The organism is Amycolatopsis sp. NPDC051045 (assembly GCF_040682955.1).
Lineage (GTDB): Bacteria > Actinomycetota > Actinomycetes > Mycobacteriales > Pseudonocardiaceae > Amycolatopsis.
On the sequence record NZ_JBFBCC010000006.1, the window covers coordinates 307,040 to 329,047 of the forward strand.

The 22,008-nt window shown below is 71.3% G+C and carries 26 protein-coding genes; 11 read left to right on the top strand and 15 right to left on the bottom strand.

The genetic code is table 11. The annotated features are described in order from the left end of the window. Window positions 1–14: 14 nt before the first annotated feature. From AB0M80_RS17785 to AB0M80_RS17795, 3 genes are all read left to right on the top strand, one after another. Entirely contained in the window at window positions 15–1,187 is a 1,173-nt protein-coding gene (locus AB0M80_RS17785; protein ID WP_364565800.1) for a phytase, read from the top strand. A 66-nt stretch (window positions 1,188–1,253) separates the two neighbouring features. Further along, window positions 1,254–1,766, top strand: a complete 513-nt coding sequence (locus tag AB0M80_RS17790; RefSeq protein WP_364565467.1) for a SigE family RNA polymerase sigma factor — start codon at window positions 1,254–1,256, stop codon at window positions 1,764–1,766. Further along, complete coding sequence (locus tag AB0M80_RS17795; protein WP_364565470.1) at window positions 1,763–2,740, top strand: hypothetical protein; 978 nt, start codon at window positions 1,763–1,765, stop codon at window positions 2,738–2,740. The genes AB0M80_RS17790 and AB0M80_RS17795 overlap by 4 nt, the downstream gene beginning before the upstream one ends. Here AB0M80_RS17795 and AB0M80_RS17800 read toward each other — a convergent pair. Then, on the bottom strand, window positions 2,730–3,668 hold the full coding sequence (locus AB0M80_RS17800; RefSeq protein WP_364565473.1) for a hypothetical protein: 939 nt from the start codon (window positions 3,666–3,668) through the stop codon (window positions 2,730–2,732). The genes AB0M80_RS17795 and AB0M80_RS17800 overlap by 11 nt on opposite strands. A gap of 133 nt (window positions 3,669–3,801) precedes the next feature. Between AB0M80_RS17800 and AB0M80_RS17805 the strand changes: the two genes are divergently transcribed. Continuing rightward, entirely contained in the window at window positions 3,802–4,188 is a 387-nt protein-coding gene (locus AB0M80_RS17805) for a PPOX class F420-dependent oxidoreductase (RefSeq protein WP_364565476.1), read from the top strand. On the opposite strand, the gene AB0M80_RS17810 is transcribed toward AB0M80_RS17805, so the two are convergent. From AB0M80_RS17810 to AB0M80_RS17835, 6 genes are all read right to left on the bottom strand, one after another. Then, window positions 4,172–4,648 (bottom strand): GNAT family N-acetyltransferase, encoded by a 477-nt coding sequence (locus tag AB0M80_RS17810; RefSeq protein WP_364565479.1) that lies wholly within the window; start codon window positions 4,646–4,648, stop codon window positions 4,172–4,174. The two genes, AB0M80_RS17805 and AB0M80_RS17810, sit on opposite strands and share 17 nt — an antisense overlap. Before the next feature lie 48 nt (window positions 4,649–4,696). Continuing rightward, window positions 4,697–5,038 (bottom strand): DUF1330 domain-containing protein, encoded by a 342-nt coding sequence (locus AB0M80_RS17815; protein ID WP_364565481.1) that lies wholly within the window; start codon window positions 5,036–5,038, stop codon window positions 4,697–4,699. A gap of 56 nt (window positions 5,039–5,094) precedes the next feature. Beyond that, the gene (locus AB0M80_RS17820; protein WP_364565484.1) at window positions 5,095–5,688 is read right to left on the bottom strand and encodes a TetR family transcriptional regulator; all 594 of its coding nucleotides are present in this window, start codon (window positions 5,686–5,688) and stop codon (window positions 5,095–5,097) included. Between the two features lie 504 nt (window positions 5,689–6,192). Continuing rightward, on the bottom strand, window positions 6,193–6,930 hold the full coding sequence (priA, locus tag AB0M80_RS17825; RefSeq protein WP_364565486.1) for a bifunctional 1-(5-phosphoribosyl)-5-((5-phosphoribosylamino)methylideneamino)imidazole-4-carboxamide isomerase/phosphoribosylanthranilate isomerase PriA: 738 nt from the start codon (window positions 6,928–6,930) through the stop codon (window positions 6,193–6,195). 36 nt (window positions 6,931–6,966) lie between these two features. Then, window positions 6,967–7,584 carry an imidazole glycerol phosphate synthase subunit HisH gene (gene hisH / locus AB0M80_RS17830; protein ID WP_364565802.1) on the bottom strand — a complete coding sequence of 206 codons (618 nt, stop codon included), beginning with the start codon at window positions 7,582–7,584 and terminating at the stop codon, window positions 6,967–6,969. A 32-nt stretch (window positions 7,585–7,616) separates the two neighbouring features. Then, on the bottom strand, window positions 7,617–8,480 hold the full coding sequence (locus AB0M80_RS17835) for a hypothetical protein (protein ID WP_364565489.1): 864 nt from the start codon (window positions 8,478–8,480) through the stop codon (window positions 7,617–7,619). A gap of 171 nt (window positions 8,481–8,651) precedes the next feature. Between AB0M80_RS17835 and AB0M80_RS17840 the strand changes: the two genes are divergently transcribed. The 3 genes from AB0M80_RS17840 to AB0M80_RS17850 are packed head-to-tail and all read left to right on the top strand — an operon-like array spanning window position 8,652 to window position 10,628. Next, window positions 8,652–8,828, top strand: a complete 177-nt coding sequence (locus tag AB0M80_RS17840; protein WP_364565492.1) for a hypothetical protein — start codon at window positions 8,652–8,654, stop codon at window positions 8,826–8,828. A 48-nt stretch (window positions 8,829–8,876) separates the two neighbouring features. Then, complete coding sequence (locus tag AB0M80_RS17845) at window positions 8,877–10,049, top strand: acyl-CoA dehydrogenase family protein (RefSeq protein ID WP_364565495.1); 1,173 nt, start codon at window positions 8,877–8,879, stop codon at window positions 10,047–10,049. A gap of 36 nt (window positions 10,050–10,085) precedes the next feature. Continuing rightward, a complete protein-coding gene (locus AB0M80_RS17850) occupies window positions 10,086–10,628 on the top strand; it encodes an NIPSNAP family protein (RefSeq protein WP_364565498.1) in 543 nt (180 codons plus the stop codon). Here the strand turns inward: AB0M80_RS17850 and AB0M80_RS17855 are convergent. Next, window positions 10,599–11,213 (bottom strand): NUDIX hydrolase, encoded by a 615-nt coding sequence (locus AB0M80_RS17855; protein WP_364565500.1) that lies wholly within the window; start codon window positions 11,211–11,213, stop codon window positions 10,599–10,601. The genes AB0M80_RS17850 and AB0M80_RS17855 overlap by 30 nt on opposite strands. 300 nt (window positions 11,214–11,513) lie before the next feature. Here AB0M80_RS17855 and AB0M80_RS17860 point away from each other — a divergent pair, with 300 nt between their 5' ends. Beyond that, a complete protein-coding gene (locus AB0M80_RS17860) occupies window positions 11,514–12,632 on the top strand; it encodes a hypothetical protein (protein ID WP_364565503.1) in 1,119 nt (372 codons plus the stop codon). Here the strand turns inward: AB0M80_RS17860 and AB0M80_RS17865 are convergent. Then, window positions 12,610–13,503 carry a transketolase gene (locus AB0M80_RS17865; RefSeq protein ID WP_364565506.1) on the bottom strand — a complete coding sequence of 298 codons (894 nt, stop codon included), beginning with the start codon at window positions 13,501–13,503 and terminating at the stop codon, window positions 12,610–12,612. The genes AB0M80_RS17860 and AB0M80_RS17865 overlap by 23 nt on opposite strands. Before the next feature lie 2 nt (window positions 13,504–13,505). Continuing rightward, on the bottom strand, window positions 13,506–14,198 hold the full coding sequence (locus AB0M80_RS17870; protein ID WP_364565509.1) for a thiamine pyrophosphate-dependent enzyme: 693 nt from the start codon (window positions 14,196–14,198) through the stop codon (window positions 13,506–13,508). A 52-nt stretch (window positions 14,199–14,250) separates the two neighbouring features. Between AB0M80_RS17870 and soxR the strand changes: the two genes are divergently transcribed. Continuing rightward, a complete protein-coding gene (gene soxR, locus AB0M80_RS17875) occupies window positions 14,251–14,712 on the top strand; it encodes a redox-sensitive transcriptional activator SoxR (protein WP_364565511.1) in 462 nt (153 codons plus the stop codon). A 125-nt stretch (window positions 14,713–14,837) separates the two neighbouring features. On the opposite strand, the gene AB0M80_RS17880 is transcribed toward soxR, so the two are convergent. Next, window positions 14,838–15,431: a TetR family transcriptional regulator gene (locus AB0M80_RS17880; protein ID WP_364565514.1), complete on the bottom strand. Its 594-nt coding sequence runs from the start codon at window positions 15,429–15,431 to the stop codon at window positions 14,838–14,840. A 205-nt stretch (window positions 15,432–15,636) separates the two neighbouring features. Between AB0M80_RS17880 and AB0M80_RS17885 the strand changes: the two genes are divergently transcribed. Continuing rightward, a complete protein-coding gene (locus AB0M80_RS17885) occupies window positions 15,637–17,823 on the top strand; it encodes an MMPL family transporter (protein WP_364565517.1) in 2,187 nt (728 codons plus the stop codon). 45 nt (window positions 17,824–17,868) lie between these two features. On the opposite strand, the gene AB0M80_RS17890 is transcribed toward AB0M80_RS17885, so the two are convergent. From AB0M80_RS17890 to hisD, 4 genes are read right to left on the bottom strand one after another with little or no spacing between them, the layout of a single operon-like run. Beyond that, window positions 17,869–18,027, bottom strand: a complete 159-nt coding sequence (locus AB0M80_RS17890) for a hypothetical protein (RefSeq protein WP_364565520.1) — start codon at window positions 18,025–18,027, stop codon at window positions 17,869–17,871. Beyond that, entirely contained in the window at window positions 18,024–18,623 is a 600-nt protein-coding gene (gene hisB / locus AB0M80_RS17895; RefSeq protein ID WP_326947373.1) for an imidazoleglycerol-phosphate dehydratase HisB, read from the bottom strand. Before hisB ends, AB0M80_RS17890 begins: the two co-directional genes overlap by 4 nt. Next, window positions 18,620–19,720, bottom strand: coding sequence for a histidinol-phosphate transaminase (locus AB0M80_RS17900; RefSeq protein ID WP_364565523.1), 1,101 nt, complete (start codon window positions 19,718–19,720; stop codon window positions 18,620–18,622). Before AB0M80_RS17900 ends, hisB begins: the two co-directional genes overlap by 4 nt. Then, on the bottom strand, window positions 19,717–21,042 hold the full coding sequence (gene hisD, locus AB0M80_RS17905) for a histidinol dehydrogenase (protein ID WP_364565526.1): 1,326 nt from the start codon (window positions 21,040–21,042) through the stop codon (window positions 19,717–19,719). The genes AB0M80_RS17900 and hisD overlap by 4 nt, the downstream gene beginning before the upstream one ends. An 84-nt stretch (window positions 21,043–21,126) precedes the next feature. Here hisD and AB0M80_RS17910 point away from each other — a divergent pair, with 84 nt between their 5' ends. Further along, a complete protein-coding gene (locus AB0M80_RS17910) occupies window positions 21,127–21,921 on the top strand; it encodes a carbon-nitrogen hydrolase family protein (protein ID WP_364565529.1) in 795 nt (264 codons plus the stop codon). Window positions 21,922–22,008: the final 87 nt, after the last annotated feature.

The following is a 22,008-nucleotide window of genomic DNA, read 5'->3' on the forward strand; positions in this document are numbered from 1 at the left end:
GCAGACTCCTCCCGGTGGCCGTCGCCGCCCTTTGCCTGCTGACCGCCGTCCCCGCTTCCGCCGTTGCCCGCGATCCGGCGCCGCTGCTCCAGACCCAGGCCTTCGTCGACGACCCCGGTGCGGTCCCCGCCGATGCCGACGCCGACGATCCCGCCGTCTGGGTGCACCCGCGCGACCCGGAGCGCAGCGTCGTGCTCGGCACCCTCAAGGAAGGCGGCCTGGCCGCGTTCGACCTCGGCGCGCGGACCCTGCAGCTCGTCCCCGCGGGCCCGGGCGGGCGGTTCAACAACGTCGACGTCGTCGGGGACCTGGCCGTCGTCAGCGACCGCGGCCGCGACCGGGTCCGCGTCTACCGGATCGACCCAGCGGGCTCGGCGGCCGGCGCGCGCGTGCTGCGCGACGTCACCGACCCCGCCGCGGCGCCGGTGTTCTCCGCGTCGGAGTCCGAAGTGGACGAGCAGCGGACCGCGTACGGCCTGGCCGCGGGCCGTGACCCGCGCACCGGCGTCCGGTGGGTGGCGGTGACCCGGCGGCACGAGACGCGCGTGGCCCTGCTGCGGCTGGTCGACCGGCCGGGCGGCACGGTCGGCACCGCGCCGATCTCGGTGATCGACCTGCCGTCGCGGTTCCGCCTGCCCGGCGGCGCCACCTGGTCGCCGTGCGAGGAGCCCGGCGAGCGGCCGCAGCTGGAGGGTTCGGTGCTCGACGGCCGCGTGCTCTACACCGCCCAGGAGGACGTCGGGATCTGGCGGATCCCGCTGACCGCGTCGGGCTTCGGGCGACCCGAGCTGGTCGACCGCGTGCGCTCGTTCGGCGTCCCGCAGCGCTGGGACGCAGGCACCGAGGAGTGCGTCCCGGACGGCCCCGACTCCGGTTACGGCGGCCGGTGGCTGACCGCCGACGCGGAAGGCCTGGCGGTGGCGGACGGCACGCTGTTCGCCTCCAGCCAGGGCGACTCGCGGTTCGTCGTGTACGGCAAGCACCCCCGTGACCTGCGGATCGTCGCGGGCCGCGGCACGGACTCGGTCGAGCACTCCGACGGCTCGGCGATCACCACGGCCCCGCTGGGCCGCCGCTTCCCGCACGGCCTCCTGGTGGTCCACGACGGCGAGCGCCGCCCCGTCGCAGGGCCCTTGCCGACCACGGGCTTCGCCTTCGTCCGGCTGGAGGACGTCCTCTCGCGATAAATTTTCGCCCGGGGTGCAGCAGCCCGGCCGGCTCATGCGTCCACAGGGGTGACGGAGAGGACGCGTGTGAGCTTCGAAGAGTTCGTGGCGGAGCGGCTGGACGGGCTGCTCCGCTACGCCACCGTCCTGACGAACGACCCGCACCTGGCGCAGGACATCGTCCAGGACGTGCTGCTGCGCGCCCAGCAGCGGTGGGACGGCATCGCCACCCCGCCCACCTACGTGCGGCGGATGGTCACCAACGAATACCTGTCGTGGCGGCGGCGCGCGGTGCGGCGGATGGTGCCCAGCAGCCACGACGTCCTCGACGCGCTCGGCCCGCCGGAACCCGATCCGGCGGCCGCCTACGACGAGCGCGACGCGATGCTCGGCCTGCTCGCCACGCTGCCCCGCAAGCAGCGCGCCGCCATCGTGCTGCGCTACTACGAGAACTATTCCGACGCCGAGATCGCCGCGGTCCTGCGGTGCGGCACCTCCACCGTGCGCAGCCAGATCGCGCGCGCACTGGCCACCCTGCGCCAGGCCCCGCACCCCGCGGGGTCGCCCCCCACCGTCATCACCGCCGGAGCCCCCGAATGACGCGCAGCGAGCACGAGACCGAGACGCTGATCAGGGAGAGCCTGGACCGCCTCGCCGCCCGCGCCCCGGACGGGCGGGCCGTGCAGGAAGCGCTCGCCCGTGCCGGCCGGCGGCGGCGCGCGCCCGCCCGGCTCGCGCTGGTGGCGGCCGCCGTGGTCGCGCTGGTCGTCGGCGTCGTCGCGGGCGCCCAGCTGCTGACCAGGCCGGACCTGGTGCCGGCCGCGGGTCGCCCGGTACTCGCCTACGGCCCCGGCTGGCTGCCGGGCGGCTTCACCGAGCAGTACCGCGAAGGCGGGCCCGGCATCACCCCGCAGGTCCGGCGGTGGTTCGCCGGCCCGGGCTCGATCACGCTGTCGGCGTACTCCACCGCCGACCCCGAGTGGTCGCAGACCGCGCTGAAGATCGCGTCGATCCGGGACCAGGCCCTGGTGCACGGCCGGGTCGCGATGCTCACCGGCTCCGGCGGCGCCGCGCAGCTCACCTGGCTCGCCGACGACGAGCACGTGCTGTGCGCGTCGATCGCCGGGATCCCGGAGGCCCGCGCGGTCGCCCAGCGGTTCGCCGACGCGGTCACCGCCGAACCGGTCGAGGTCCGCGGCGAGCTGCGGTTCGGCCCGCTGCCGCCGGGGCTGGCCGAACGTTCGGCCGCGGTGCAGGGCGCCGGCCCCGCCGACGCGAGCACCGAGCTGACCGCGGCGGACCCGGCCCGGCCGTCGATCGCCGTGGTGCGGGCCACCGTCGGCCCGAATCCCCTTGGGATGACCGGCGGCGCACCGGTGATGGTCCGCGGCGGCCAGGGCTTCTTCGTGGCGCCGAAGAACGGAAGCGACGCGATGGTCGCGGTCCGGCTGCCGTCGGGACGCTGGCTGAGGGTGTCGGGGTCGCGGCCGGAGGCCGAGCTGATCGCCGTCGCGGACGGCGTCCAGCTCGACCCCGCACCGGACTACCGGTGGCTCGGCCGGGCTACCAGTTGATCATCGGGAACCAGATGATCCCCAGCCTGCCGAGCACGCGGACGTCCCAGTAGAGCAACGTGAACGTGCCGCCGACGAGCAGGGCCACGCCGGTCACGGTCGCGATCCGGGCCGGTTTCGCGGCCAGCCAGCGCTGCACGCGTCCGCCCGTGGCGTGGGTCAGGATGAGGAACAGCACCGCCATGACGACGATGTTGCCGACCGACTGCAGCGCGAACGCGGCGGCGCCGTAGAGCACGTTGTGCTGCTCCGCGGCGCTGCGGAACATGATCCGGAACAGCGGGTACGGCCGTCCGATGAGGAACCCGCCGATGAGCGCGCCCATCAGGACCAGCGGGGCCGCCGGATGACGGCGGGTGAAGCCGGCCAGGGGGTTGCGGACGATGCCGAGGGCGATCAGGCCCATCAGCAGGAAGACCAGGCCGACGACGCCGAAGGCGACCATGGACTGGACGCTGCGCGGCGACAGCCCGGTGGTCTTGGCGGTGGAGAACTGCGGCATCCGCGTGCCGACGAGCGCGACGATCACGCCGTAGACCACCGACACGGCGAGCATGCCCGCGGCGATCCAGCCGAGCGGCTTGAGCGCGTTCCGCTTCCCGCCCGCCTGCTCGCCGACCAGCGGGGCGACCGCGCCGAAGGCGGCGATGTTGCAGGCGGTGAACGACCCCGCGAGGCCGGAGACGAACGCGAAGAGCGTGCCGGCGAGGACGCCGCTGATCGGGGTGGCCTTGGCGTCGTAGCCGAGGAGCCCGTTCGCGACGCTGTCGCCGATCACGGAGTCGACGAACGGCGCCGACCAGATCGCGGTCAGCGCGAACCCCGCCAGGACCGCGACGACGGCGATGGCGGCGCGGCGCGCGGGATACGGCCCGGCGCCGAAGAACCCCGCTTGCGGATGAACCGGTACTTCGTGTGTGACCGCCATCTTCGCCCTCCAGTGTGCGGGATGATCGAGCCCACAAAGCGTTTCAGACATCGGTGTCGAAACGCTTCGGCCGGCCGTGTGGGGTTTTGGCGCCGAAAGGCCTAGGCATTTCCCACCCGGCTACGGTGAGCCCATGACCTCCGAGACCGACCGGCTCGCCACCGAGCGCTACGTCGTCCTGACCACGTTCCGGCGCGACGGGCGCGCCGTGCCCACCCCGATCTGGGTGGCCGGCGAAAGCGGCGAACTCGTGCTGTGCTCGGTGCGGGAGGCCGGCAAGGTCAAGCGCATCCGCAACGACGGCCGGATCGAGGTCCAGGCCTGCGACGTGCGCGGGCGGAAGACGCACGGCGCGAAGGTGTCCGGCCAGGCCCGGCTCTTGGACGCCGCGGGCACCGAGCGGGCCCGGCGCATGATCGCCCGCAAGTACGGCATCGTCGGGCGCGTCACGATGTTCTTCTCGAAGCTGCGCGGGCCGGCGGACCGGACGGTCGGGATCGCCGTCAAACTGGACGGCTGAAGCTGCGGAAGCCGCGCCGCAGGTAGTTCGGCAGCGCGTTCGGGTGATCGAGCGTCGAGGTGTGCAGCCAGACTCGGCGGGTGCCGGGCAGCTTCCACGCGTCGGCGACGACAAGGGTGAGCGCGTACCCGCCGAGCCCTTTCCCGACGAACCCGGGCAGCAGGCCGAACGTGGTGATCTCGACGTCGTTCTCCCGCTGCGGCTCGAAATCCGCGGCGCCGGCGACTTCCCCGCGGTATTCGATGAGCCGGTACTCCCGCCCCGGTTCGGCGAGCCAGCGTTCCCACTCGCCGTCACCGCGGGACGCACTCGGCCACCGGTGGGGCGTCCCGATCCGGACGTGCAGGTCGCGGATCAGCGGCCCCGGCTCGGTCGCCCGCAGCGAGACGCCGTCGACGAGCGGAGCGGGGTTCAGCTGATCGGCGGCGGTCATTTCGAGCTGGGTGACGATCTCCTCCACCGCGGCAACCTACGGCCCCCACGGGCCGCTGTCAGCCGCTTTTCGGCCTCATCCGGCGGCGCGCAGCTCGGCCGCCATGGCGGCCGAGTCGTGGTCCGGTCCGCAGCCCTCCACGAGGATCAGATCGCCCGGGATGTGGTCCGCGCGCAACTGCAGGATCTCCTGGTAGGCGGGCGAGCCGTACCACTCGTGCGCCGCGGCGAGGCTCGGGAACTCGATGATCACGAGCGCGCCGGGCCAGTCGCCTTCCAGCACCTGCACCGGCGCGCCGTGCACGACGAACTTGCCGCCGTACGGGTCGAGCGTGGCCTGGATGCGTTCCAAGTACCGGAAGACCTCTTCCGGCAGCACGGCGGGCGGGCGCAGGTGGGCGAGTCCGTAGGCGGTCATGGCGATCCTTTCGTTGTCCCGAAAGGAATCCTGACCCACCGCCGGCACGGAGTCGATTACCCCGGAGGTAAGGCCGGCTGCCCGGCCAGCAGGCGATCCACCAGCGCCGTGACGAGGTCGTGGCGCTGCTCGTCGGTGAACAGATCGGGCAGGGTCAGCCGTTCCATGATCAGCCAGTTCAGCGCCAGCCACAGCAGGACCACCATCGTGCCGTCGCCGGGGAGACCGGATTTCTCGTGGTAGGCGACGTTGAAGTCGACGTCCGCCCGGATGCGGCGGGTGAGCACCTCCCGCAGTTCCGGCCGCCGCGTGGCTTCCAGCCGCAGTTCGAGCAGCGCCAGGAAACCCGTCGGGAAGGCGGCCACGCGGTCCACCAGCGCGTGCATCAGCTCGGTGACGCGAGCCCGGTCGCGCGGCCCCGCCAGGCCGTCCGCGATGACCTGTTCGTCGACCAGCCGCTCGTACACCCGCTCCCCCGCGTGCTTGAGGATGTCGTCGCGGCTGGAGAAGTAGTTGGACGCCGTGCCGACCGGCACCCCGGCCTGCTGGTCGACCGCGCGGAAGGTGAGCCCCCGCGCGCCCTCGTTGGCCAGGACTTCGATCGAGGCGTCGAGCAGGGCGGCCCGCCGCTCGGGGTTGCGTCGCACCATGATCTTGACACCACTCCAGACGTAGTACTATGGTCTCGACCACTTCAAGCAAAGTACTACATTCGAAGTTATTTCGATAGGGGGACACCCGTGCGCAAGCTCGTGTACTTCATCGGCGTCAGCATCGACGGCGTGATCGCCGGACCGGACGGCGAGACCGACTTCCACCCCCTCGCTCCCGACATGGTCGCCCACGTGCGCGCCGAGTTCCCGGAGACCATGCCGTCGTCAAGTCCTTCCCGGTGGTCGCGGGCGGCGGGCTGCCGATGTTCAGCGGCGGCTTCGGGCCGCGCGGGTTCGCGCCCGTGGAGGTCCTGCCGTTCGGCCACGGCGGCACGATCACGACTTACCGTCCGACGCAGAGCTGACGACCACGCGTCGCCCTTCTGAGCGCGCACCACTCGGTGGCGTGCAGGCCGGCGGCCATCGGCCGGACAGCCGTCACCACCGTGCTCACCGCGTCACGGGGCTGCTGCCGCGCCGGGCCGCGGTGTCCCTGCCCGGTCAGACCTTCGCGACCGCGGCGAGGGCCTCCGGCAGCGTGAAGGCGCCGGCGTAGAGCGCCTTGCCGACGATGGAGCCCTCGACGCCGTCGGACGCCAGGCCCGCCAGCGCGACGAGATCCGCCACGCTCGACACCCCGCCGGAGGCGATCACCGGCGCGTCGGTGCGGGCGACGACGTCGCGGAGCAGTTCGAGGTTGGGGCCGCGCAGCGTGCCGTCCTTGCTGACGTCGGTCACGACGTAGCGGGACGCGCCGTCGCGGTCCAGGCGCTCCAGGACGTCCCACAGGTCGCCGCCGTCGGAGGTCCAGCCCCGGGCCGAAAGCCGGTGGCCGGCCTCGGTGATCCGCACGTCCAGGCCGATCGCGACGCGGTCGCCGTACTCCCCGATGACCCGGGCGGTCCACTCCGGGTCCTCGAGCGCGGCGGTGCCGAGGTTGACCCGGCGGGCGCCGGTGTCCAAAGCGGCCTTCAGCGACGCGTCGTCGCGGATGCCGCCGGACAGCTCGACCCGGACGTCCAGCTTGCCGACGACCTCGGCGAGCAGCTCACGGTTGCTGCCCTTGCCGAAGGCGGCGTCGAGGTCGACCAGGTGGATCCACTCGGCGCCGTCGCGCTGCCAGGCGAGCGCCGCTTCGAGCGGGCTGCCATAGGAGGTCTCGGTACCGGCCTCGCCCTGGACGAGTCGCACGGCCTGGCCATCGGCCACATCAACGGCGGGAAGCAGCGTGAAAGTCACGCGGGTAACTCTAGGGCGGCGGCCCGGATCACCCGGTCAGAGGGTCGCCAGCCAGTTGCGCAGCAGGTGCGCGCCGGCGTCGCCGGACTTCTCCGGGTGGAACTGGGTGGCCCACAGCGGCCCGTTCTCGACCGCGGCGACGAAGTCTTCGCCGTGGTTCGCCCAGGTCACCTTCGGCTCCTGGCCGGGCAGGCCGTCCAGCTCCCACTTGCGCGCGGCGTAGGAGTGCACGAAGTAGAACCGCTCGTCCGGGTCGAGGCCGGCGAACAGCTGCGAGTCCGCCGGCGCGCGCACGGTGTTCCAGCCCATGTGCGGCAGGACGTCGGCGTGCAGCCGGTCGACGACCCCGGGCCACTCCCCGGTGCCTTCGGTCTCCTCGCCGTGCTCGACGCCACGGGAGAAGAGGATCTGCATGCCGACGCAGATGCCGAGCACCGGCCGCCCGCCGGCGAGCCGCTTGCCGATGATCCGGTGGCCGTGCACGTCCAGCAGCCCCGCCATGCAGGCGGAGTAGGCGCCGACGCCGGGCACGACCAGGCCGTCGGCCTCGATCGCGGCATGGGGGTCGGCGGTGACCTCGACGTCGGCCCCGGCGCGCGCGACGGCGCGTTCGGCGGAGCGGAGGTTGCCGGAACCGTAATCGAGAATCACCACACGAGACACGCCACCCAGCGTAGCCGCAGGACTCAGCGGCGCTCGAACGAATAGACGTCGGTCACGGTGTTGCAGGGCGACGGCGGCACGACCTCCACCCGCAGCACGCCGTCGTCGTAGTCGACGCCCTCGGGGGTGAAGGTCCCCGTGCAGGTGCCGGTCAGGGGAACCTGACCGATCTCGTGCACCCGCGCGGTGACGTCGTGGCCGTTCAGCGGCCTCGCGAGGTCGATCTGCAGGAGCTGCAGGTTCGTCGGGTACAAGTCGTTGTACGGGTCACTCGTGGCGCAGATCAGGCGCGTCGCGGTGACGAAGTCGCAGCCCTGGGCACTGCGGATGTGGTGGTCGAGGTGGATGCGGGCGGCGACGGGGAGGTCGCCGGCCGCCTTCGGGCCGCGCGGGTTGAGGAAGGGGGCCGGCGAGACGTAGAGGCGGTCGATCTCGCCCAGCGGGCCGGAGACGAGCCATTGGCCGTCGGGCGTGGCCGCGACCTGGGCGTTCGCGTTGGCGGCCGGCTCGTCGGGCTGCAGGGGATGGACGAACTCCGTCGTCGTCCCGTCGGGCCGGGTGACCAGGTACATCTTCGTGGTGGGCGTCGGGGTGCGGGTGTCCTGGTAGACGTCGAAGACGTAGCCGCGCAGCGAGTCCGGGTCGCCGACGTGGCCCCAGCCCTCGTCCTTGAGCGGCTGCGGGATGGTGGCCCCGTTGCGGTAGACGATCCCGGGCGCGTGGCCCGGCAGCCGGAGGGTCGCGAGGCCCTCGCCGCTGATCCGGTTCTCGGCGGTGGTGTGGCCGGTCTGCCGCCAGCCGGTTCCGTGCGCGTCGGCGACGCCGGTGGCCGCGAGCAGGGCGGCGGTGGTGAGGGCGAGCAGACTTGCCGTCCGCAGTGCGCGCACGTGCGCTCCTCGGGAGTTGAGGCCTTGGCGGCGGCGACGCCATCCTGCCACAGGCGCGCCGCCCGCCGGAAAAATCTTGAAGAAGGCCGTTTGAGTGTCCCGCTCGCCGGGTATCACTTCACCCGATCGTGTGGGTTCGGCCCGGCACGACCGGACGCCAGGGAGGCGAAGATGGCCGAGGACGATCTGCTGTCCCAGATGCTGCACGCCTGGCGCGACGACATCGAAAGCGTGCCGTTTCCGCAGTTCGGCGAGCTGCTGATCCCACGCCAGCAGACCCGCCCGCGGTGCACGCCGAGCACGTCTGCTGCCTGCGTGACGAACGCCACGCGGAGGACAGACGCCTGACTGTGGTTTCCTGCGGTGGCCGCATCGACGCGTCCCCCGGGAGCCCTCATGAGCCGCACCCCTGACCCGCACGACTTCCTCGACCTCGACGCCGGGCTCGCCGAGGAGGAACGCGCCATCCGCGACGCCGTCCGCGCGTACGCGAAGGACAACCTGCTGGACCACGTCGCCGACTGGTACGAAACGGGCGCACTCCCCGCCGCGGAGCTGGCGAAGGGCTTCGGCTCGCTCGGCGTGCTCGGCATGCACCTGGAGGGCTACGGCTGCGCCGGCACCAGCGCCGTCGCGTACGGCATCGCGTGCCGCGAACTCGAGGCCGTCGACTCGGGCCTGCGCAGCTTCGTGTCGGTGCAGGGCTCCCTGGCGATGTACGCGATCCACAAGTGGGGCAGCGAGGAGCAGCGGCAGGAGTGGCTGCCGCGGATGGCGACCGGCGAGGCGCTGGGCTGCTTCGGGCTGACCGAGCCGGACGCGGGCAGCGACCCGGGCTCGATGCGGACGCGCGCGGTGCGCGACGGCGCCGACTGGGTGCTCTCGGGCACCAAGATGTGGATCACCAACGGAACCGTCGCCGACGTCGCGGTCGTCTGGGCGCAGACCGACGACGGGATCCGCGGCTTCGTCGTCCCGACGTCGACGCCGGGCTTCACCGCGAACGAGGTCAAGCACAAGCTGTCGCTGCGGGCATCCCTGACCGCGGAACTGGTCCTGGACGGCGTCCGGCTGCCTTCGTCGGCCGCGTTCCCCGAGGTCCGCGGGCTGCGCGGACCGCTGTCGTGCTTGAACGAAGCCCGCTACGGAATCCTGTTCGGCGTCGTCGGCGCGGCGCGCGCGTGCTACGAAGCGGCGTTGGAGTACACGCTGTCGCGGTCGCAGTTCGGCAAGCCGCTGGCCGGGTTCCAGCTGACCCAGCGCAAGCTCGCCGACCTGGTCGTCGAGGTCAACCGCGCCGGGCTGGTGGCGCTGCGGATCGGGCAGCTGAAGGACGCCGGGCAGCTGCACCACAACCACGTCAGCTTCGGGAAGATGGCGAACGTCCGCTCGGCGCTGGACGTGGCCCGGACCGCGCGGTCGATGCTGGGCGCGAACGGGATTTCGCTGGAGTACCCGGTGATGCGGCACATGGCGAACCTCGAGACGGTGCTGACGTACGAAGGCACCGAGGAGATGCACGCGCTGTCGCTCGGCCAGGCGGTGACGGGGCTGGCGGCGTTCCGCTGATCGTTTTTGTCGGTGGTGCCCGCTAGCTTCTGCTCCATGACGTTTTCCGAGTTCGAAACCGTGGTGGAGCTGCGGCGCTACACCTTGCACCCCGGCCGCCGCGACGAGCTGATCGAGCTGTTCGAGCGCGAGTTCATCGAGCCACAGGAGGCGGCGGGCGCGCACCTGTTCGGGCTGTTCCGAGCACCGGCGGCCCCGGACGAGTTCGTGTGGCTGCGCGGGTTCCGCTCGATGGAGGCCCGCAAGGAGGCGTTGGAGCAGTTCTACTTCGGCCCGGTTTGGAAGGAGCACCGAGCCGCGGCGAACGCGACGATGATCGACTCGGACAACGTCCTGCTGCTGCGCCCGGTCCGCCGCGGGCTCAGTGCCCCACCTCCGGGCGCGGGCGTGCACGTGACGGTGTCTGCTCAGTCGCCCCCACCGGAGTCGGCGTTCGCGGCGTTCGAGACGGAGCCGTCGCCGAACACGTTCCCCCAGTTGCCGGTCCGCACGGACGGCCCGTTTTCGGTGTGGTTCAGCCGTGCCGCGTCGGCTTCGTCCGTGGAACTCTCACCGACGGCCCGGTCCCTGCTGCGCTGAGAGGAGGTCGACGAGCCCGTGGGGGTAGAGGATCTTGCTGCCGTCGCGGAAGTGGCGCACGTCGACCCACCGCGCGGTGGCGGGGTCGTCGAGGATTTTCATTTCTTCACGCCCGTAGAAGCTTTCGTCGGTGAACCGGGCGTCGTAGAGAAAGGCGATCTCGTGACCGGGCCGGTCTCGCCAGGTGAAGACGTTCTCGAGCACCCCGAGCTGTTTCCCGACTTCGATCTCGGCACCGAGCTCTTCGAGGAACTCGCGCTTCAGGGCATCCTTGCTGCTCTCACCGAACTCGACCCCACCCCCGAGCGGCCGGTAGTAGGTCTCGTCCTTGAAGTCGTCGCGCCCGTCGAAGACGAGGAGTGCGTCGCCGCGCCAGATGACCGCCAACGCGAGCGGCCTGATCGAGTGCCCCATGGGCGTCACGTTATCGGTCCGCCGCTCGCGGAGCACCAGCAAGCCGACCCCTCCGGCGCCGGTCACCGCCAGCACCCCGACGGCAAGCCAAGCCCACGCACCCCCGAAGACCCCGGCGAGGGCGACGACCACAATGCCCACGGCGGGCACCGCCCAGGGCGACGGGCCCATGATCACCTCGTCCTCGCTTGTCGACTCGGCCTGAATGCTGGCCTAACATGGTCGGATCCTGGAGGGCGGGGTGAGGGCCATGGGCCTGCTGCGGCTGATGTTCGGCACCGCCCGGACCGCGCCCTTCGCTCGTTACGAGGATCCGAGCTACCGGCAACCCGGCGATCGCGAGCGCGACCCCGAACCGGTTGACGACGACGAGCCGTGCCCACGGCCCCGCTGCAAGGGGCGCGTCAAACGGAACAACCACGGAGGCCGTAGCTGTTCGAAGTGCGGCTTCAACCCCTCGGCGAAGTCCCGATGACCGCCGGGACTTCGCTGACCGACGCCGCCACGTCGACCGGCACCCGGGTCGGCCGCTACTTCGGGATCGTGGGAATGATCCCGTCCCTGTTCCTGGTGCTGTGGGGCGCCGTCTTGATCACGAGCAACTCCTGGCGCGGCCGACCAGACCTGCGTCAGCTGCACAACGCGCTATCCGGGTGGACTCCGAGCAGCTACGCCGGAGCACTGCTGTGGATCCTGCCGGCGTCCTTGATCGTCGGCCTGGTCCTGAATCCGCTGCAGTTCGGGATGACGCGGCTCCTCGAGGGTTACTGGGGGAGCTCGGGGCCGGCGCGGCTGATACTGCGCTGGCGGATCGACCGCCATCGCCGCCGGTTGGACCTGCTCGACGAGCGGCGAAAGGCCCTTCGCCGGCGCCGGATCGCCGGACTCGACCGACTCCTGGAAGACCTCTACGACGAAGATCCGCGGACTTGGGATGCCAAGACCAGGGAGACACGCCGCAACGAGATCTTCGATTCCGCCGCAGGCGCGAACTTCGCGGGCTTACGAGCGGCCGAGGACGCGCTTTTCGGGGTCATTCATTCCTATCCGGTCATGGCCAGAACGATGCCCACGCGCTTGGGCAATGTGTTGCGTGGCTCCGAGGACCGCGTCGGCAAACAGTACGGGCTCGATGTCATCCTCACTGCTCAGCATTTCTCCCTCGTGGCCGAGCAACGGCACCTGGACCACTTGCGAGACGCTCGCCAGCAGTTCGACCTGACCGTGCGGCTCTGCGTGGTCTTCATGGTTGCCACCGTGATGACGTGTGGCTTCCTCGCGACCGATGGCCTGTGGTTGCTGGTGGCCCTGGTCCCGTATGCCCTCAGCTGGCTGGCTTATCGCGCTACAGCGGCATCCGCAGCCGACTACATGACCATCATGGCCACTGTCGTGGATCTCAATCGCTTCAAACTCTACGAAAGCCTCCACACGGAACTGCCGCGCAACAGCATCGAGGAACGCCGGAACAACGAGAAGCTCATGAAGTTGATAGAGCACGACCGTACGGTCAATGTCCGCTACAAGCACCCCGCCGCCGGTACCCCCAGCACCGGCGACACCCCGCCTACTCCCCCAAAAACTCCCTGATGGACAACCCCAACGACCCGGCGTCGAGCCCGTGCGCCAGATCGTGGTCCGCAATCCCGCCGTACGTCCGGACCTCCGCGTCCCGCCGGACTCCCAGCGCCTTGAGCCGGTGCGGCACATCGGAAAGCGCCTCCGTCACCCAGTAGGCCGACGTCCCCGCCAGATACGGCTCCACGAGAACGACCGAAGCGGAAGCATCGAGAACCGCCGACCGCAGACCGGCGCCGTCGAACGGGCGGATCGTCGACGCGTACAGCACCGTCACGTCCAGGCCCGCCGTCGCCCGCAGGACGCGGTCCAGCACCGGGCCCACCGCCACCACGACGCCGGACGAGCCGGACCGCAACCGGGTGAAACCCACCCCCAGGTGTGGGGAAACGTTTTCCTGCGCCGAAAGCCGCAGGTAGACGCGCCCGTCGCCGGGGATCGACTCCAGCAGCAACCGGCGGGCCTCCTCCGGGTGGCCCGGCACGTGGACCGTCCAGCCCGGCAGCGAATCGATCAGGGCGACGTCGCCCGGGGACTGGTGCGTACGGCCCGCCGTCGACATGTCGTACGACGCTCCCCACGACACCAGGACGCCACCGACCTCCTGGTGCGAGAAGTCCAGCTTGATCTGTTCGAAAGCGCGCTCCACCAGGAACGACGGGAACGTGTGCACGATCGGCCGCAGCCCCGCCAGCGCCAGCCCGGCGCCCGTGCTGACCAGCAGCTGCTCGCGGATCCCGACGTTGATCACCCGGTCCGGGTGCCGGCGCGCCGCCCCGGCGAGCTGGGCGGCCGAGATGTCCGCCAGCACGACCGCGACGTCCGGGTCGGCGTCGATGATCCGTTCGGTGGTGGCGAGGAACGTCTCGCGCATCGGCAACATGTTCAGCCCTTCGGTTCGACGACGGCGACCACGGCCAGCGGCCGGCCGGGGTGCGCGGTGGTGAAGGCGTCGTACAACGCTTCGTGGTCACGGCCGGACACCGTGCGCGTCTCCCAGCCCTCGACAGCGAAGCGGCGGGCGATCCCGCCCGGCCAGCCGCGCGTCGACGACTGGTTGTCGATCACCACCGTGGTCAGGTTTTCGAGGCCGTCGCGCGCCGCGACGACGATCGCCTCGTGGTTCGAACCCTCGTCCAGCTCGGCGTCGCCGACGAGCGTCACGACCTTCGCGCGCGTCAGGCCGCGGGCCCGGAGGCCGAGCGCGGTGCCGAGCGCGATCGGCAGGCCGTGGCCGAGGGATCCGCTGGAAATCTCGACGCCGGGAATCCGCCGCCGGTCGGGGTGGTGGCCGAGCCGCGACACCGGGTCGGACCACGTCGGCAGCTCCGCCTCGGCGAGGAAGCCTTTCGCGGTGAGCACGGCGTAGTACGCCATCGGTCCGTGCCCTTTCGACAGCAGGAAGCGGTCGCGATCGGGCTCGCGGAAGTTCTCGGGCGTGACGTCGAGGACGCGGTCGTAGAGCACCCACAGGACGTCCAAAGTGGACTCCGCGGCGGCGCTGTGTTTTTCGTCGCCGGTCATCAGCGAAATCAGCCGGGGCAGGTCGGCGTAGCCCGGTTCGGTCACAGTGGTCATGCCCCGACGATGCAACCTCGACTAAACTCGAAGTCAAGGATAGCCTGACCTGGTGACCAGGCTCGCTGAACATCTCAGCATCGGACAGGTGGCGGAACGCAGCGGGGTTCCGCACACGGCACTGCGGTTCTACGAAGAAAAGGGGCTGATCAGTTCGGAGCGGTCGGCGGGCAACCAGCGCCGCTACGCCCGCTCGGTGCTGCGCCGGATCGCGTTCATCCGTGCCGCGCAACGGGTCGGGCTCTCCCTCGAGGACATCAGCGCGGCGCTGGCGACGCTGCCGGTGGACCACGCCCCGACGAAGGCGGACTGGGCACGCCTGTCCCGCGACTGGCAGCACGAGCTCGACGCGCGGATCGACGCCCTGCAACGGCTTCGCGACCGGCTCACCGGCTGCGTCGGCTGCGGGTGCCTCTCACTGCGCAGCTGCGCGCTGTACAACAACGACGACCAGCTCGCCCGGTACGGACCCGGCGCCGGCAAACTGCGTCCCGCGGTCGAGGGCGGCATCTGAACCGATTGCCATCAACGAAAAGAATCGCTCCGCATCTCGAGCGGCCGGCTCGGCACGCGTGATCAGCGGGGCATCTCGCGTGATCGGAAGGGCATCTCGCGTGATTGGCGGGACATCTCGCGTGATCAGAGGGTCGACACGGGGTTCAAGGCTCGGCGGCGGGGGCGGCCCAGGAGGCGGCGGGCCACGTCGAGGAGTTCCGCGCGGAGCTCCTCGTCGCCGAGGCCGGCCAGGTCCGGGGAACCGCCTGCCATCGCGATGCCCGTCAGCGTCACCAGGGCGTTGACCCGGGCCGTCGTGTCGGGGTCGGGGCCCGAAAGGATGCCGAGCAGCGCGCGGCCGAAGCCCTCGGCGCCGCCGTAGGCCGACTTCTCGATCGCGCGCGCGATCCCCGGGTCGCTCGAAAACAGCGCCACCAGCACCCGGTGGCGGATCACCAGGTCGACGAAACCCTCCAGCAGCAGGTCCACCTGCGCGCCCCGGCGCTTCTGCGCCGCCGCTCGCCGCACCAGCTCGTCCAGGTCGCGGACGCCCGGCTCGGCGACCGCCTCGGTGATCTCCGCCTTCGTCTTGAAGTGGTAGTAGACGGCCGCCTTGGTGATCCCCAGCGCGTCGGCGATCATCTGCAGCGACGTGCCCTCGACCCCGTGTTCGGTGAACAGGCGCAGCGCGGTCTGCAGCAGTCGGGTCCGGGTGTCCTCGGCCGGGCCGGCGGTCATTCTTCCTCCTCAGCAGCCGTCGGAGCCTACGTCACGCCCTGTCGATCAGCAAACCGCTTCACTAGCCGATCGGCCAGGGATAAACCTTGCTGTTCGGCAAGTCACATACTTGCCGATCGGCTTGGAGACACCCTTGCCGATCGGCTAGCGTGGACCTCACTTGATGGAGTGAATGAACCCCATTCAGGCGAAACGGAGCTGACTCGTGGCGACATTCCTCTACCGGCTGGGCCGGTTTTCCTTCCGGCGCCGAGCACTGGTGGCGGCCGTCTGGGCGGCAGTCCTCGTGGGGCTGGGGCTGGGCGCGCTGACGCTGTCGGGCCAGCTGTCGAACTCGGTGACGATCCCCGGCACCGAGTCGCAGCGGGCGATCGACCAGCTCACCGAGAAGTTTCCGCAGGCCAACGCCGGTGGCGCCACCGCGCGCGTGGTGATCGAGGCCCCGGCCGGGACCACGGTGACCGACGCCAAGGGCGAGGCCGCCGTCGAAGCCCTGGTCGGGCAGCTGAAGACGGCACCGAAGGTCGCCGCCGTGGTCAACCCGTTCCAGGCGCGGTCGATCTCACCCGATCAGCGCGTCGCGCTCGCCCAGGTCAGTTACGGAGCGAAGGCGTACGAGCTGACCGACGAGGACCGCCAGGCCCTGCTGGACACCGCGACCGCCGCCCGTGCCGCCGGGTTCACCGTCGAGTTCGGCGGCGACGCCGTGCAGGGCGTGCCCGCGACCGGCGCCACCGAGGGCCTGGGCGTCGCGGTCGCCGCCGTCGTGCTGATCATCACGTTCGGTTCGCTGCTCGCGGCCGGGATCCCGCTGCTCACCGCGCTGATCGGCGTCGGCACGGGGATGGCGGGCATCTTCCTCGCCTCCGGGTTCCTCGAGCTGAACTCGAACACGCCGGTGCTGGCGCTGATGATCGGCCTGGCCGTCGGCATCGACTACGCACTGTTCATCGTGTCGCGCTACCGCCACGAGCTGAGCCTCGGACGCGACTCCGAAGAAGCCGCCGGACGCGCCGCGGGCACCGCCGGGTCCGCCGTGGTGTTCGCCGGGCTCACCGTCATCGTCGCACTGGCCGGCCTCACCGTCGTCGGCATCCCGTTCCTCGGCCAGATGGGCGTCGCCGCGGCCGTCACCGTCGCGATCGCCGTGTTCATCGCCCTGACGCTGCTGCCCGCGATCCTCGGCTTCGCCGGGTCCCGGGTCGCCGGCGGCCGCATCCGGCTGCGCCGCAAGCCGGTCGAGCCGACGCACGGCGAGCGCTGGGCGCGGTTCGTCGCCCGTCACCGGATCCCGGTGCTGCTGGTCGCGCTGGCCGGGATGGCCGTCGTCGCGCTGCCGGCGCTGGGCATGCAGCTCGGCCTGCCCAACGACAGCACCGCGGCGCCGGAGTCGACGCAGCACAAGGCGTACGAGATCGCCAGCCGCAGCTTCGGCGAAGGCTCCAACGGGCCGCTGCTGGTCGTCGTCGACGTCTCCGCGAGCACCGACCGCCAGGCCGCGCTCGGCCAGGCGGCGGCCGACATCCAGAAGCTGCCCGACGTCGCCGCCGTCACGCCGCCGCGGGTCAACCAGACCGGCGACACGGCGTTGCTGACGGTGATCCCGAAGAGCGGCCCGAGCAGCACGCAGACCGAGGACCTCGTGGCCGCGATCCGCACCGAATCCGGCGCGCTGACGAACGCGACGGGCGCGAAACTGTCCGTCACCGGGCAGACCGCGGCGAACATCGACGTCTCCGAGAAGCTGTCGGACGCGATGCTGCCCTACCTGGCACTGATCGTCGGGCTGGCGTTCGTGCTGCTGATGCTGGTGTTCCGCTCGGTCGTGGTGCCGCTGAAGGCGACGATCGGCTTCCTCGGCTCGGTCGCGGCGACGTTCGGCGCGGTGGTCGCGGTGTTCCAGTGGGGCTGGCTCACGGACCTGCTCGGCGTCGAGTCGACCGGCCCGATCATGAGCATGCTGCCGATCCTGCTGATCGGCGTGCTGTTCGGGCTGGCGATGGACTACCAGGTGTTCCTGGTGACGCGGATGCGCGAGGAGCACGTCCACGGCGCGGAACCGCAGGAGGCGATGGTCACCGGCTTCCGGCACGGCGCGCGCGTGGTGGTCGCGGCGGCGCTCATCATGATCAGCGTCTTCGCCGGCTTCGTGCTCGCGGAATCGTCGTTGATCCAGTCGATCGGCTTCGCGCTGGCGTTCGGCGTGCTGGTGGACGCGTTCGTGGTCCGCATGACCCTGGTCCCGGCCGTGATGTCCCTGCTCGGCCGCGGCGCGTGGTGGCTGCCGAGGTGGCTGGATCGCATCTTGCCGGACGTCGACGTGGAGGGCGAGAAGCTCACGAAGCACCTGGACGAGTCCGAGGAGCGCGAGCTGGTCGGCGCGAACCGCTAGCGAATACGGAAAAGGCCCCCTCGCGAGAGGGGGCCTTTTCGCGTCTCAGCCCATGAACCAGAAGATGGCGCCGCCGATGGCGAGCAGGGCCGCGACACCCAGCACCACGGCGAAGGCCTTCGCCGTCTTCCAGGTCGAATAGACCCCACCCACCAGGAAGCCGCCCAGGGCGAGCAGAAGCACGCCGACGACTCCGTTGTTCACAGGACACCCTTCGTCGACGGGATGCCGCCCGCTCGCGGGTCCGGCTCCGTCGCCGCGCGCAAGGCCCGGGCCACCGCCTTGTACTCCGCCTCCGCGATGTGGTGCGGGTCGCGGCCGTGGATCACCCGGACGTGCAACGCGATCTGCGCGTGGAACGCCAGCGAGTCGAACACGTGCCGGGTCAGCACGAACGGGTAGTTGCCGCCGATCGTGAACGTGGTGAACTGCTCCGGCTCGCCCACGTGCACGCAGTACGGCCGGCCCGAGACGTCGATCGCCGCGTGGGCGAGCGTCTCGTCCATCGGGATCCACGCGTCGCCGAACCGGCGGATGCCGCTCTTGTCGCCCAGGGCCTGGCGGAGCGCCTGGCCCAGCACGATCGCCGTGTCCTCCACCGTGTGGTGCGCGTCGATGTGGACGTCGCCGGTCGCCTCGACCTTGAGGTCCAGGGAACCGTGCACGCCGAACGCCGTCAGCATGTGGTCGTAGAACGGCACGCCGGTCGAGATCTCGACCTCGCCCGTGCCGTCGAGGTCCAGCTGGACGGAGATCGAGGACTCCTTGGTGGTCCGTTCGACCTTGCCGATGCGGGTCATCGCGAGACTTCCTTACTCGCCTCGAGGAAGGCGTCGTTCTCTTCCGGGGTGCCGATGCTGACGCGCAGGTGCCCTTCGATACCGGGGTCGCGGATCAGCACCCCGGCGTCCAAATAGGACTTCCAAGCGTCCGCGGGCGAGGAAAACCGTCCGAAGAGGACGAAGTTCGAGTCGCTCGGCACCGGGTCGTAACCCAGGCCCGCCAATGCTTCCACGACCCGGTCGCGTTCCGCGGCCAGCTTGTGCACGCTGTCCAAAGTGGCGTCCGCGTGCCGCAGTGCCGCCCGCGCCGCCGCCTGGGTCAGCCGCGAGAGGTGGTACGGCAGGCGCACCAGCTGCAGCGCGTCGACCATCGCCGGCGCCGCCGCCAGGTAGCCGAGCCGGCCGCCCGCGAAGGCGAACGCCTTGCTCATCGTGCGCGAGACGATCAGGCGGGCCGGGTAGTCGGCCAGCAGTTCCACCGCGCTCGGCTGTGCCGAGAACTCCACGTACGCCTCGTCGACCACGACGATCCCGGTGGCCGCGTCCAGCACCTCGCGCAGCCCGGCCAGGGGGATCGAGCCACCCGTCGGGTTGTTCGGGCTGGTGACGAACACGACGTCCGGACGCCGTTCGCGGATCACCGCGGCCGCCGCGGCCGTGTCGAGCGTGAAGTCGGCGCGGCGCGGCGCCGGTACCCACTCGGTGCGGGTGCCGGAGGAGATGATCGGGTGCATCGAGTACGACGGCTCGAAGCCGAGCGCGCTGCGCCCGGGTCCGCCGAACGCCTGCAGGATCTGCTGGAGCACCTCGTTGGACCCGTTGGCGGCCCAGACGTTCGCCTCCGACAGCACGACCCGCGTCGACACGCTCAGGTAGTCGGCCAGGTCCTGCCGCAGCGCCACCGCGTCGCGGTCCGGGTAGCGGTGCAGCTCGGCGGCCTCGGCGCGGACGGCCTCGGCCACGTCCGCGACGAGCTCGGGCGGCGGCGGGTACGGGTTCTCGTTGGTGTTGAGCCGGACCGGGACGTCCAGCTGCGGCGCACCGTACGGGGACTTGCCGCGCAGGTCCTCGCGCAGCGGCAGCGCGTCCAGGGTGACCTCTTCGCCGATGGTCATCGAGCCTCGCCTTCGAAGCGCGCGGCGACGGCCTCGCCGTGCGCGGGCAGGTCCTCGGCGTCGGCCAGCGCGACGACGCGGCCGGCGACCTCGCGCAGCGCGTCCTCGGTGTAGTCCACGACGTGGATGCCCTTGAGGAAGCTCTGCACGGACAGCCCCGAGGAGTGGCGGGCGAACCCGCCGGTGGGCAGCACGTGGTTGGACCCGGCGCAGTAGTCGCCGAGCGAAACCGGGGCGTACGCGCCGACGAAGATCGCGCCGGCGTTGCGGACCCGGGCGGCGACCTCGCGCGCGTCCGCGGTCTGGACCTCCAGGTGCTCGGCGGCGTAGGCGTCGACGACCCGCAGGCCGTCCGCCACCGTGGACACCAGGATGACGCCGGACTGCTTGCCGGCCAGCGCTTCGGCGACCCGCTCGGTGTGCCTGGTCGCGGCGACCCGGTTCACCAGCTCCTTGTCGACCGCGTCGGCCAGCGCCGGCGACGTCGTCACCAGGACGCTCGCGGCGAGCGGGTCGTGCTCGGCCTGGCTGATCAGGTCGGCGGCGACGTGCACCGGGTCGGCCGTCTCGTCGGCGAGGATGGCGATCTCGGTCGGGCCGGCCTCGGAGTCGATCCCGATGAGGCCGCGAAGCAGGCGCTTCGCCGCGGTGAGGTAGATGTTGCCCGGCCCGGTGACCATGTCGACCGGGGCCAGCTCGGCGCCGTCGGTGTCCGTGCCGCCGTACGCCAGCAGCGCCACGGCCTGCGCGCCGCCGGCCGCCCACACCTCGTCGACGCCGAGCAGCTCGGCCGCGGCGAGGATGGTCGGGTGCGGCAGCCCGCCGAACGCGGCCTGCGGCGGCGAACACACGACCAGCGACCCGACGCCGGCGATCTGCGCCGGGACGACGTTCATCACCACGGTCGAGGGGTACACGGCCAGCCCGCCCGGCGCGTACAGCCCGACGCGCTCCACCGGCACCCACTTCTCGGTGACCGTGCCGCCCTCGACGACGGTGGTCGTGACGTCGGTGCGGCGCTGCTCGGCGTGCACCTTCCGGGCGCGGGCGATCGACTCCTCCAGCGCGGCGCGCACCTGCGGGTCGAGCTGCGCCAGCGCCTGCGTCAGCTCCGCCCCCGGCACGCGCACGGCGGCCGGGCGGACCTTGTCGAACTTCTCGGTGTACTCGAGGACCGCTTCGACACCACGATCGCGGACCGCCTCGACCACCGGGCGCACGTGATGCAGCGCCGCGTCCACGTCGTATTCGGCGCGGGGGAGCGTGGCGCGCAGTTCGGCGGCGGTCGGGACCTGCCCGCGCAGGTCGGTGCGGTTCAACATGCCCACCAGGGTACGAGGTCACGCCCAGCGGGTTTTCAGCGATACTCCCCGGTGACGGCCGATCCCAGCATGCAGGAGGCAGCGGTGGCGCGAATCGCGTTGTGCCAGGTCAACTCGGGTGACGATCCGGAGGCGAACCTGAAGCTGGTTCGCGAAGGCGTCGAGGCCGCGGTGGCCGACGGCGCGCGGATCGTGGTGTTCCCCGAAGCGACGATGGCGCGCTTCGGACGCCCGCTGGAGCCGGTCGCGGAGCCCCTCGACGGGCCGTGGGCGTCGGCGGTGTCGGCCATGGCCGCCGAGCACGACGTGGTCGTCGTCGCCGGGATGTTCACCCCGGCGGACGACGGCCGGGTCCGCAACACGCTCCTGATCACCGGCGGCGGGCACCACCGCGGCTACGACAAGATCCACCTGTACGACGCGTTCGGCTTCGCCGAGTCCGACACGGTGGCGCCCGGTTCTTCGGCGACCACGTTCGAACTGGACGGCGTCGTCTACGGCGTGGCGACGTGCTACGACGTGCGGTTCCCCGAACTGTTCCGCGCGCTGGCCGACGACGGCGCCGACGTCGTCCTGCTGCCGACGTCGTGGGGCGCGGGCGCGGGCAAGCGCGACCAGTGGGAGGTCCTGGTGCGGGCAAGGGCCCTGGACTCGGGCTGCTGGGTACTGGGCTGCGGCCAGGCCGACCCCGCGGCGACGGGCGTCACGGTCAACCCGAAGGCACCGACGGGCATCGGGTACTCCCTGGTCGCCGACGGCTTCGGCCGGATCATCGCCCAGGCGGCCGCTGCCCCGGAGACCTTGCTGGTGGACGTGGACCCCGCGATCTCGGCCCAGGCCCGCGCGGCCACGGGCGCCCTCGCCAACCGCCGCCTCTGACCCCGTATCTCGCGTGATCAGAGCCGTGACTCGCGTGATCAAGGCCGGAACTCGCGAGTTCCGGCTTTGATCACGCGAAGTACGGCC